Raw genomic sequence first — 3,264 nt, 5'->3', positions numbered from 1 at the left:
CGCGCGAAGCTCTTCGCGAGGACGGTGCCGGCGCCGGCGAGCTTGATGATGCGCGGCGCGTGCTCGCGGCTGGAGCCCAGGCCGAAGTTGCGCCCCCCCACGACGAAGTCGCCGGGCGCCATCGACGCGGCGAACTCCGGGCGCGCGTCTTCGAGGACGTGCTTGGCGAGCTCCGGTAGGTCGGTGCGCAGGTGGAACAGCCGGCCGGGAGCGATATGGTCGGTGGAGATGTCGTCGCCGAACAGCCAGGCCTTGCCGCGCAGGAGTTCCTCGCTCACGTGATCCATTCCTCCTCACGGACCGTCACGCTGTTCATCGCGAGTCCGGGCTCGCGGGCCCGCACGGGATCACGTTCGGGGATGGCCTCGAGCACGTCCATGCCTTCAATGATGCGCCCGAACACGGCGTGTTTGCCGTCCAGATGGGGCGTGTCGCGATATGTGATGAAGAACTGGGACCCGTTCGTGCCCGGGCCGGCATTGGCCATCGACAGGATCCCGGGCTGATCGTGCTTGAGCGCCGGATGGAACTCGTCGGCGAAGCGGTAGCCGGGGCCGCCGCTACCACTGCCGGTCGGATCGCCGCCCTGCGCCATGAACCCCTTGATGACGCGGTGGAACGTGACGCCGTCGTAGAAGCCCTCACGCGCGAGAAACACGAAGTTGTTGACGGTCGTGGGCGCCTTGTCGGCGAAGAGCTCGATGACGATGTCGCCTTTGTCAGTGCTGATCGTGGCGGTGTACCGCTTGGCGGAGTCGATGACTAGCGGGGGCGGTGCGTCGTACTGCTTGGCCACGGCGTCCTCCTTCCTAGAGAAGTTCGCGGGGATCGGTGATGACGCCGGTCACGGCCGTTGCGGCCGCGGTCGCCGGCGAACCCAGGTAGATCGACGCCTCGGGATTGCCCATGCGCCCGTGGAAGTTACGGTTGGCGGTGCTGAGGCAGACCTCGCCGTCGGCGAGGATGCCCTCGTGGATGCCGACACAGGCGCCGCAGCCGGGGTTGGTGACCACGGCGCCGGCGGCCCAGAAGACCTCGAAGAGGCCCTCTGCCGCCGCCGCCCGCGCCACGGCCTGGGACGCGGGCGTGACGATGAGACGTGTATGAGCGGCGCGGCGGCGACCACGCAGCCTGCGCGCCGCCGCGCGCAGATCGGCCAGCCGGCCGTTGGTGCACGTGCCGATGAGGACCTGGTCGACGCGGGTACCGGCCAGCTCGGCCGCGGGCGCAGTGTTGTCGACGGTGTGCGGGCGGGCGACGGTCGGCACGATGAGGCCGGCGTCCAGCTGGACAACGCGTTCGTAGGTCGCGCCAGGATCGGCGGCGAGTGGCCGCCAGGCCTCCTCGCGGCCCTGAGCGGCGAGGAACTCGCGCGTCGCGCCGTCGCTGGGCATGAGGCCTGCCTTCGCGCCGGCCTCCACCGCCATGTTGCTGAGCGTGAAGCGGCCGGGCATGGGCAGGACGTCGATGCCCGGCCCACCAAACTCGAGCGCCTTGTACGTGGCGCCGTCGGCGCCGAGCGAGCCGATGAGCGTGAGCATCAGATCCTTGGCCTCGACTCCGTCGCGCAGCTCGCCGGCGATCTCGATGCGAAAAGTCTCCGGCACGCGCAGCCAGGTCTGGCCGCTGGCCATGCCCACGGCGACATCGGTGCTGCCCATGCCGGTCGCGAACGCGCCCAGGGCGCCAGCCATACAGGTGTGCGAATCCGCGCCGATGACCAGGTCGCCGGGCCGCGCGTAGCTTTCGGCGACGCGCTGATGGCAGACGCCCATCTCGACGTCACTGAGCGTGGCGCCGGAGGACGCGCAGAAGGCCCTGATCGTCTTCTGCGCGTTGGCGAGCTCGCTGCGCGGCGCCGGGGCGGCGTGGTCGATGAAGAACACGCAGGTCGGCGCCTTCACGGCAGCCACGCCGAGCTCCTCGATCTGCTGAATGGCGAGCGGACCGGTGCCGTCCTGGGCGATGGCCACGTCGACAGCGCACACCACGATCTGCCCGGGCACGACCGCGTCGAGACCGGCGTGCGCCGCGATGATCTGCTCAGCGAGGGTAAGGGCGCTCACGAAGGCGCCTCGGGGGACGCTGCGGCCGCGCCGGCGGCGTCTGCCCGGTTGCCGATGGGCACGGCGTCACCGAGGCGCCCCAGGTAGTCCTGATAGATGTACATGAGCTCCTTGTCGAACAGGGCCCGTTTGAGCTCCACGGCCGTCTTGCGCACCAAGGCGAGGATACCGTTGCAGTCGGCCTGTGTTAGCTCCAGACCGAACTCCTGGAACTTGCGGTAGATGGTGCGCGAACCGGAGTGCTTGCCCACGACGATCTGGCGTTCGAGACCGACGTCCTCGGGGGCGAAGGCTTCGTAGTTCAAGGGGTTCTTGATGACGCCGTCGGCATGGATGCCGCTCTCGTGAGCGAAGACGTTGGTGCCGACGATGCTCTTCCAGGCCGGGATGGTGCGCGCCGAGGCGGCGGCCACGTACTCGCTGAGCTCGCGGAAGCGGCTGGTGTGCAGGCCCACGTCCACCTTGCCGAGGAACTTGAGCGCCATGACGACCTCTTCGAGCGCGGCGTTGCCGGCGCGTTCTCCGAGGCCGTTGACCGTCGTGTTCACGTACGTGGCCCCGGCTTTGATGCCCGCCAGGGCGTTGGCCGTGGCCATGCCGAAGTCGTCGTGCGTGTGCATCTCGATGTCGAGTCCGCCCTCCTTCTTGAGGAACGTGATCACGTTGAAGGTGTCGAACGGATCGAGGATGCCGAGGGTGTCGCAGAAGCGCAGGCGGTCGGCGCCTTCTTCCTTGGCCGCCTGACCGAAGCGCAGGAGGAACTCGAGGTCGGCGCGCGAGGCGTCTTCGGCGTTGACCGACACGTACAGGTTCTGGTCCTTGGCGAACGCCACGCACTCGCGGATCTGGTCGAGGACCCACTGCCGCGACTTGGCCAGCTTGTGCTCGATGTGGATATCGCTGGCGGACATGGAGATGGCGACCGCGTCGACACCGCAGTCGATGGAGTGCCGGACGTCGTCGATCACGGCGCGGTTCCAGGCCAGGATCGAGCTGTCCAGCCCAAGGTCGACGATCTCCTTGATAGTCGCCTTCTCGTCCCCGCCCATGGCGGGGATGCCCACCTCGATCTGGTGAACGCCGACCTCATCGAGCAGCTTGGCGATGCGAATCTTCTCGTGGTTGCTGAACACGACGCCGGCGGTCTGCTCGCCGTCGCGGAGCGTGGTGTCGTCGATGCGCACCGCCGGTTCGGCCG

Annotated in this window: 3 protein-coding genes and 1 pseudogene; all 4 read right to left on the bottom strand. The window is 68.5% G+C overall.

Translation table 11 applies throughout. The annotated features are described in order from the left end of the window. Positions 1 to 278, bottom strand: a pseudogene (locus WC493_RS22605) (3-isopropylmalate dehydratase); the annotation flags it as partial. Then, entirely contained in the window at positions 275 to 796 is a 522-nt protein-coding gene (locus WC493_RS22600) for a peptidylprolyl isomerase (RefSeq protein WP_373068781.1), read from the bottom strand. The pseudogene WC493_RS22605 and the gene WC493_RS22600, both read right to left, overlap by 4 nt. A gap of 13 nt (positions 797 to 809) precedes the next feature. Further along, on the bottom strand, positions 810 to 2,066 hold the full coding sequence (locus WC493_RS22595) for an aconitase/3-isopropylmalate dehydratase large subunit family protein (protein WP_373068779.1): 1,257 nt from the start codon (positions 2,064 to 2,066) through the stop codon (positions 810 to 812). Continuing rightward, positions 2,063 to 3,264 (bottom strand): homocitrate synthase (gene nifV / locus WC493_RS22590; protein WP_373068777.1); only part of this gene is annotated, 1,202 nt, incomplete at its 5' end. The genes nifV and WC493_RS22595, both read right to left, overlap by 4 nt.

The organism is Zavarzinia sp., from assembly GCF_041650655.1.
Lineage (GTDB): Bacteria > Pseudomonadota > Alphaproteobacteria > Zavarziniales > Zavarziniaceae > Zavarzinia.
This window is presented reverse-complemented; position numbering and strand designations above follow the sequence as displayed.